Origin of the sequence: Nodosilinea sp. P-1105, assembly GCF_012911975.1 — a bacterium.
Taxonomy (GTDB): Bacteria; Cyanobacteriota; Cyanobacteriia; order Phormidesmidales; family Phormidesmidaceae; genus Nodosilinea.
Genome location: NZ_SMDQ01000014.1, coordinates 100712 through 107988 on the forward strand (window position 1 = coordinate 100712; position 7277 = coordinate 107988).

7 protein-coding genes and 1 pseudogene are annotated in these 7277 nt (G+C 57.1%); 6 read left to right on the plus strand and 2 right to left on the minus strand.

All coding sequences use genetic code 11. The features are described 5' to 3' along the window. Positions 1–103: 103 nt before the first annotated feature. The 4 genes from E1H13_RS08930 (at position 104) to E1H13_RS08945 (ending at position 4929) form a co-directional block, all read left to right on the plus strand. A complete protein-coding gene (locus E1H13_RS08930) occupies positions 104–3355 on the plus strand; it encodes a DEAD/DEAH box helicase (RefSeq protein ID WP_169613062.1) in 3252 nt (1083 codons plus the stop codon). Positions 3356–3551: 196 nt separating this feature from the next. Beyond that, positions 3552–4301 (plus strand): DUF554 domain-containing protein, encoded by a 750-nt coding sequence (locus E1H13_RS08935; RefSeq protein ID WP_169613063.1) that lies wholly within the window; start codon positions 3552–3554, stop codon positions 4299–4301. 81 nt (positions 4302–4382) lie between these two features. Next, positions 4383–4553: a hypothetical protein gene (locus E1H13_RS08940; protein ID WP_169613064.1), complete on the plus strand. Its 171-nt coding sequence runs from the start codon at positions 4383–4385 to the stop codon at positions 4551–4553. A gap of 10 nt (positions 4554–4563) precedes the next feature. Then, positions 4564–4929, plus strand: coding sequence for a Lin0512 family protein (locus tag E1H13_RS08945; protein WP_169613065.1), 366 nt, complete (start codon positions 4564–4566; stop codon positions 4927–4929). Positions 4930–4952: 23 nt separating this feature from the next. Here E1H13_RS08945 and E1H13_RS08950 read toward each other — a convergent pair whose 3' ends face one another. Further along, positions 4953–5651, minus strand: a complete 699-nt coding sequence (locus E1H13_RS08950; RefSeq protein WP_169613066.1) for a hypothetical protein — start codon at positions 5649–5651, stop codon at positions 4953–4955. Between the two features lie 17 nt (positions 5652–5668). Continuing rightward, positions 5669–5890, minus strand: coding sequence for a hypothetical protein (locus tag E1H13_RS08955; protein ID WP_169613067.1), 222 nt, complete (start codon positions 5888–5890; stop codon positions 5669–5671). A gap of 373 nt (positions 5891–6263) precedes the next feature. Here E1H13_RS08955 and E1H13_RS08960 point away from each other — a divergent pair, with 373 nt between their 5' ends. Both E1H13_RS08960 and E1H13_RS08965 read left to right on the plus strand, forming a co-directional pair. After that, on the plus strand, positions 6264–6662 hold the full coding sequence (locus tag E1H13_RS08960; RefSeq protein ID WP_240966547.1) for a cytochrome c: 399 nt from the start codon (positions 6264–6266) through the stop codon (positions 6660–6662). Between the two features lie 358 nt (positions 6663–7020). Further along, positions 7021–7277 (plus strand): annotated as a pseudogene (locus E1H13_RS08965) (photosystem II q(b) protein); the annotation flags it as partial.

The following is a 7277-nucleotide window of genomic DNA, read 5'->3' on the forward strand; positions in this document are numbered from 1 at the left end:
ATAGGATTAACATCCACTCTAGGGGGCCATGGTCTCAGTGAACTGCTCAGCCCTATGCTAGTGAATGGTCATTCCATTGTGAGCGAGTCGTAGATACAGGCTAATGGCAATCTTACACATCAGTTGGTTTCCCCAGACTCAGCGCTGTTTGCTTTGGGGAGAAGCCTGGAAACCGCTCCCCACCTCAGGGCTTGACCCCTGGGACGGGGTTCATCTCCACCCCTATGCCAGCCCTCAATCAGAGCTGGCTGAGGCCCTCACCAACCTGGAAAAACAGTTGGGAGATAAATCAGGAGGTAGCCTGTTCTCGCCCATCATCACCGCTGAGGCCAAAGCCGGACGACGTAAAACCACAGGTAAAGGCAAGAGTAAAGCAAAAGCAGGGGCGCTGGAGCCCACCTGGGGGGAGGTGGTTTTACCGTTGCCTTCTCGCCTGGAAGGCGGTGCTGTCACCCCCCTACACTCTGCCGCTGAACTGGAGAACCATGACCCCTCGGCCCCAGTGCTGCACCCCTGGCGGATCGCCGGATGGTGGCTAACGGCCCCCGATATACAGCGACTGTTGCTGGGGTTACCCCTGGGGCAGCAAACCTGGGTGGGAGCCGATACCCTCGGGGCCGATGTGCGGTTTTGGGGGCATATCGCCCGCTGGAGCTTGAACCTGGTGTCCCGGGGTAAGTTTTTGCCCACCATCGAACTGACCAGTCAAACCCTGGCCGCTGGCTGGCGGCCCCTGCTGGATAGCGCCGCCGACCAAGGACGGCTGCGGCAGTATTCCCTGGCGATGCCGCTGGTCTGTCGCAGCTATCACCCCCCCGGTAAAGGGGAACCGGTGCTGGGCTGCCGTTCCCCCCTGGCCGCGCCCCAGGAACTGCTGCTGAGCGTGCTCACGACCCTGGTGGATGAACAGGCCCGGCAGGCGGCCCAAACCCTACCCGAAAAAGCCCTGGCCAATCTGGGCCAGGAGCTGCCCTTGCAACCCTGGCTGACAGCCCTGGCCCGGCCCCAGGGCAAGCTAGAAGCCAGCCCCATGGCCGTGGCCCGCTTGCAAGAAGCCCTCAACACTTGGACGACACCGTTACAAACCCTAGAAGCTGACCTCGCGGCCCAATTTCGCCTGCGTCTGGTGTTGCAGCCCCCCGATTCCTTGGAACAGCCCTGGCGGCTGCACTACCAACTCCAGTCGGTGGCTAATCCCGACTGGCACCTAACCGCTGAGGTGATCTGGCAGCACCCAGTGGCCGAACTGCACCACCAGGGGGCCATCCTCAAAGCCCCCCAAGAAACCCTGCTGGGGGCCCTGGGCCGGGCGGCTCGCCTGTATGACCCCATCCGCCATAGCCTGGCCCAACAGCACCCTACTCACTGTGAGCTGGATCCCATCCAGGCGTATCAATTTATTAAGGCCACCGCCTGGCAGCTGCAAGACAATGGGGTCGAAGTGGTGCTGCCCCCTGGTCTGGCCCAGACCGCCGAGGCCAGCCAGGACCGGCTGGGGTTGAAGGTGGCCGCTGAAGTGCCCGCCGATCAGCAGCGACAGCGACTGGGGCTCAAGAGCCTGTTGAATTTTAAGTGGGAACTGGCGATCGCAGGAGAAACCCTGACCGCCAACGAATTCGAGCAGTTGATTAACCAGGGGTCACCCCTGGTGGAAATTAATGGCAAATGGGTGGAGCTTAAACCCCAGGATGTGAAAGCGGCCAAGCGCTTTTTAGACGGCCAAAAAACTGCTGATCCCCTATCGGTGGAAGATGCCCTGCGCATGAGTACCGGTGATACCCAGTTGATCGACAAGCTGCCAGTGGTCAGCTTCGAGGCCTCTGGGGCATTGCAAACCCTAATTGAAACCCTGACCACCGGCAACCAAACCCTAGCGGAAATGGCCGAACCCAGCGGCTTTAAGGGCAAGCTGCGACCCTACCAGGGGCGGGGGGTGTCGTGGCTGGCCTTTTTGGAACAGTGGGGGCTGGGGGCTTGCCTGGCCGACGACATGGGCCTGGGCAAAACCATTCAGCTGATTGCCTTTTTGCTCTATCTCAAAGACAACGATTGGCTCGAGGCCCCGACCTTACTGGTATGCCCCACCTCGGTGCTGGGCAACTGGGAAAAAGAAGTGAAGCGGTTTGCCCCCAAGCTAAAAACCTTGGTGTACCACGGCGACAAGCGACCCAAGGGGCGCAGCTTTACCAAAGCGGCCCAGGGTCAGCAGCTCGTCATTACCAGCTATGCCCTGGTCTACCGTGATTTGAAGGCATTGCAGTCCGTCGAGTGGCAGTGCCTAGTGCTGGATGAAGCCCAAAACATCAAAAACCCAGACGCAAAACAGTCTAAGGCCGCCCGGCAGATTAAAGCCCAGTTTCGCATTGCCCTCACCGGCACCCCGGTGGAAAACCGGCTGGGGGAACTGTGGTCAATTATGGATTTCCTCAATCCGGGCTATCTGGGGCCAAAGAACTTTTTCCAGCGGCGGTTTGCCACCCCGATCGAGCGCTACGGCGACACCGCCTCCCTCAAGACCCTAAAGTCGCTGGTACAGCCGTTTATTCTGCGCCGTCTCAAGACCGATCGCACCATCATCCAGGACCTGCCCGAAAAGCAGGAAATGACTGTCTTTTGCGGCCTGTCCGCCGAGCAGGCCAACCTGTACCAGCAGGCCGTGGATCAGGCCCTAGATACCCTTGACGACGCGACTGGAGTGCAGCGCCGGGGCCAAATTTTGGCCCTGCTGACCAAGTTGAAGCAAATCTGTAACCACCCAGCCCAGTACTTGCAAGAGCCCAGCCTGGGGCTGAAGGGGCGCTCCGCCAAGCTACAACGGTTTGATGAAATGGTGGATGAGTTGATCGCCGAGGGCGATCGCGCCCTAATCTTTACCCAATTTGCTGAATGGGGCAAACTCTTGCAGCGCCACCTGGAACTACACCTAGGCCAGGAAGCCCTGCTACTCTACGGCGGCACCTCAAAAACTCAGCGGGAAGCCATGGTAGATCGGTTCCAAAATGACCCTGCAGCCCCTCGCCTGTTTATCCTCTCTCTGAAGGCCGGGGGAGTGGGCCTGAACCTCACCCGCGCCAACCATGTTTTCCACTTCGATCGCTGGTGGAACCCGGCGGTAGAAAACCAGGCCACCGATCGCGCCTTTCGCATCGGTCAAACCCGCAATGTGCAGGTGCACAAGTTTGTTTGCACCGGCACCCTAGAGGAACGCATCCACGACATGATCGAAGGGAAAAAGGCCCTGTCTGAGCAGGTGGTCAGCGCCGGAGAAGGCTGGCTGACGGAACTGGATACCGACCAACTGCGGAATCTGCTAATCCTCGATCGCAGTGCAATTATCGACGACGATGGTGATTGATGGCGAGGCAAATATATTTGAAGAACGAAAAACGTAGGGCGTAGCTCGTGCGTAGCAAAGGGAAGAACGAAAAGGGAAGAGTCCAAAATCTAAAATCCAAAATCCAAAATTCCCCACCTCCCCATCCCCCCATCCCCCCATCCCCCCATCCCCCCATCCCCCCATCCCCCCATCTCCCCCATCTCCCCACCCCCCCATGCCCCCTCTCTGGACCCAAACCAGCGGCACCTGGATTAACGTCGCCACCGTGATCACCGGCACGGCCCTGGGGTTGCTGCTGCGTCATCGATTGCCTGGATCTATGCAACTGGTGATTACCCAGGCCCTGGGGTTGATTACCCTGGTGATTGGTATGGCCATGGCCCAAAGCCTGACCCAGGTGCAGGCGGGCCCTCTGGACGGCATTATTCTGGGATTGCTGGCCATGGTGGCGGGGGGGCTACTGGGGGAATGGTGGGGCATCGAGCGACGACTCAACAGGCTGGGGAACTGGCTGAAGGCCGCTGTCAAAGGAGGGGGGCAGTTTACCGAGGGGTTTGTGGCCGCTAGTCTTTTGTTTTGCATCGGCCCCATGACCATTCTGGGCAGCCTGAATAATGGCCTGAGCGGCGATCCTACCCTGCTCACCATTAAGGCCACCATGGATGGCCTGGCGGCGATCGCCCTGACCGGCAGCTATGGGGTGGGGGTCGGGTTTTCGGCCCTATCGGTATTGGTGGTGCAGGGGGGGCTTTCTCTGGGGGCTGCGGCCACAGGGACTATGGTGCCCGATCCCGCCACGAATCCCTATATTCTGCTGATTACGGGGACCGGCGGGCTGATGATCTTAGCCATTGGTTTGAATTTGCTGGAGCTGGTAGCGGTGCGGGTGGCATCGTTTTTACCGGCCCTGCTCCTGGGTCCTGTGGCGATCGCGCTGATTCAATCTTTTCTGTCTCTCCCATAAGATAAAGATGTGTGTCTGCGCTACGGTGATGTCACCCTGGCTATGGAGCTGAAAGTCTGACGGCAGGGTCGCCCTGATCCCTTGCAAGCTGGACTGGGGCCATTGGAGCGCTATCTGGCCAGCCTGGGTCTAGACCCAGGCTGGCTGCCCATTTTTGATCAGCGCCCAGGGCTACCAGCCATTGGCGATCGCACCACCACGGAAACTGCAATCACCCCGGACCAGCGCACGGTGACAGTGATTCGCGCCTAAAGGAGACCCGATGAGCCACAAGCGACTGATTATTGAAATGGGGATGGGGGTTGACCAACATGGTCAGGACCCGACGGTGGCCGCGGCCCGGGCCGTGCGCAACGCCATTGCCCACAATGCTCTACCCGGCGTCTGGGAAGTGGCTGGGCTGAGTCATCCCAATCAAATGTTGGTGGATGTGCAGGTGGCCGTCCCCTTCCCCGATCAGGTGCGCCAGGACGAGGTGCTAGCGGTGCTGCCCTTTGGCCAAAAGACCCTCACTCTCACTGATGGGGGTATGGTGGTGGCCGGACGCGCCATTGCTGAGCTAGAGGACAAAAACGACGATATGTATGTGGCGATCGCCGCTGTCACCGTGTCCATCCCAGACCCCTAACCCAGCCCTACCCCTGGGTAACCTTAAGAATAAATCAGGTTAAAGACTATCACTAAGCCGCCCAGCAGCCCCAACACCAGCACTGTGCCGAGCAAATTCACCCTAGTTGACATCAGCCGATAAGCCGGTCGTAGCCAAAATTTCAACAGGCGGGTTATCCGGGGCATCACCAACCAGGTGAGAATGGCAGAGGTAATCAAATTATTCACCACCAGGGCACTGGGGAAAGGCCAGGTTTGCATAATCCCGAGGGCCGAAAACACCCTGTCCTGGATCACCAGGGTCGGGTATAGCCCCAGGACAACGGCCAGCACCTGTTTCCACGGGGGCGGCCCCAACCCACTTTGCTCCGTATCTCCGGCTTGGCTAGAAAACCAGCCCTCCAAGCCGGTGGTAAAGGACTTAAACCGATAGGCCAGAAAAATATCCTGCCCCGCTTGGAAGTGACTGCGCCGCTGCTGCGATCGCAGCCATCGATTCAAATGATCTGGGGTATTAAAGTGAATGATCGAGTACCACTTCACGACCCCGTCATTACAGTTAAGCGGGGTACATAGATCGGCTCTCAGGAACCCCTCATATCCCTGAGCCGCCTCAGACAAGCGGCCATACCACTGCTGAAACGCCTGATCCATCCCTTCAGGCACGATATACTCCATCATCGAACTGGAATAGAAATGCTCCTGCGTGGAACGGTTTAAGCGCTTCAAAGGGATAGTCATAGCCTACTCATGCCAGATTAATAATGGAAGAAGATGGCCCGAGCGGCAAAAAAGCCGGCTACTAACAACACCCAAAACAAGTTTTGCTTAATACGCTTTAACTCTGCGAGAATTTGCTCCCCTTGCGCTTGGGTCAGCGGTGTGGTGGATGCCTCTGCCTCTGCCGTTGGGGTAGGCGTCTCGGGGGAAGACGACTGGCCAGGATCAGACATAGCTTTTTCTGGGGCTGGATTAGCCATAGGTTTAGACACCTCTACTCGCTACAGGTTGGATCAATCGCGGTCAACATAATGCCCTTACTCTAGCGACAGACTGGGGGGGGATCTGTGTAACAACTGCAACAAAATCTATGGGAGTATGGTTAGCGCTAACTACCAGCCTGGGCTAGCGGTGCCAACCCACGGCCTGATTTGCCATATAAACCCAATCCAAGTCCAGAGCTTGCTGCCTGTGGGAAAACTCCAGCGCCTCAGCTGGACTGGGTATCTCCCTGCCAGGGGATTTGGACATAGAGAGTATACAAAATTCAGAATCCTTAAGATTTCGTCGTCAAACCTTGCAAAGCCTTCAAAATGCGTAACACTTAAAGTGAACCATAGCTACCAATCACCGTTGGCACCAGAGATACTAGACGAAAAAGCAGAGGATCTAGACGATCTAAGCGGCCCTTTGCGGCGGCTAGTCATGGTCGTTGTGGCGTTGGTGATGGCAATTATCTTGAGCATTGCCGGGCTTCGCCATATTCAAGCCTCAGATCCTTATATTCAGGCCGTGTTGGCCATTGATGGCGATCGCACCCGTGGGGAGGCCATCTTTAAAATGAATTGCGCCGTTTGCCATGGCATCAATGGTTCGGGGGAAGTGGGGCCTAACCTGCTGGGGGTTTCTGACCACAAGACCAAAGTCAACTTGATTCAGCAGGTTACCAGCGGACGCACCCCGCCCATGCCTCAGTTTCAGCCCGACCCCGAATCTATGGCCGACTTACTGACCTATCTGGAAAAATTGTAGGTGGCCCCGGGTACTGGCCCCACTAGAGAAAGAATATGATGGACAGACCACTAGGGGCGATCGCTCGACCTCAGATTGCCGATTGTTAAGCAACACGTTCTCAGAATTTGGCCCCACAATGGTCAGCCGAGCCGCTGACTCAGACCAGCGCCAACGCTCAAACCCCCGTCATACAAGAGATTCTGCCCTGCCAAGAAAAATCTCAGCGACTGTCGAATCTGAGAAACTTTACTCTTTTTAGAGAGTTTTGTTTACAAAAGTCTACATCGTTGGTATTGTATGAGTGTGGAGGTTACAAATCTAAATCAGATTTTGACCTACATACCTTGAGACAATAAATACCAAGGACTAATACATCATGACTACTACTCTACAGCGGCGCGAAAGCGCCAACCTGTGGGAGCAGTTTTGTCAGTGGGTCACCAGCACCGAAAACCGCCTTTACATTGGCTGGTTCGGCGTGTTGATGATTCCTACTCTGCTAGCTGCCACCACCTGCTTCGTGATTGCCTTCATCGCGGCTCCCCCTGTCGACATTGACGGTATTCGTGAGCCCGTTGCTGGTTCTCTGATGTACGGCAACAACATCATCTCTGGTGCGGTTGTGCCTTCATC

Coding starts and splice junctions, on each gene's coding strand:
- E1H13_RS08930 (WP_169613062.1), top strand. CDS start 104: ATGGCAATCTTACACATCAGTTGGTTTCCCCAGACTCAGCGCTGTTTG.
- E1H13_RS08935 (WP_169613063.1), top strand. CDS start 3,552: ATGCCCCCTCTCTGGACCCAAACCAGCGGCACCTGGATTAACGTCGCC.
- E1H13_RS08945 (WP_169613065.1), top strand. CDS start 4,564: ATGAGCCACAAGCGACTGATTATTGAAATGGGGATGGGGGTTGACCAA.
- E1H13_RS08950 (WP_169613066.1), bottom strand. CDS start 5,651: ATGACTATCCCTTTGAAGCGCTTAAACCGTTCCACGCAGGAGCATTTC.
- E1H13_RS08955 (WP_169613067.1), bottom strand. CDS start 5,890: ATGGCTAATCCAGCCCCAGAAAAAGCTATGTCTGATCCTGGCCAGTCG.